At 64.3% G+C, this 255-nt stretch carries 1 protein-coding gene; it reads right to left on the bottom strand.

What is annotated here, in order from left to right; genetic code table 11:
* Window positions 1-255 (bottom strand): aldehyde dehydrogenase family protein (locus tag QMX85_RS23460; RefSeq protein WP_282344972.1); only part of this gene is annotated, 255 nt, incomplete at both ends.

The following is a 255-nucleotide window of genomic DNA, read 5'->3' as shown; positions in this document are numbered from 1 at the left end:
CGACGCCACCGCCGGTGAGCAGCTCGGCGCCTTCCTGACGGGCGATGTCCAGGTAGCTGAGGATCTTGTCGAACTGCTGCTCGGACGCCTGCGCGCCGACCATGGTTTCGGTGTCCAGCGGGTCGCCACGCTTGATCTGGCCGATCTTCTTCATCACTTCCTGCATGAACGCCGGGTAGATCGATTCCTGCACCAGCGCACGCGACGGGCAGGTGCACACCTCGCCCTGGTTGAAGAACGCCAGCACCAGGCCTT

The sequence above is a fragment of the Pseudomonas sp. PS02288 genome, from assembly GCF_029959715.1.
In the GTDB taxonomy this organism is placed as follows: Bacteria; Pseudomonadota; Gammaproteobacteria; order Pseudomonadales; family Pseudomonadaceae; genus Pseudomonas_O; species Pseudomonas_O kuykendallii.
The sequence above is the reverse complement of the archived record's forward strand: the minus strand, read 5'-3'. Positions and strand labels throughout refer to the sequence as shown.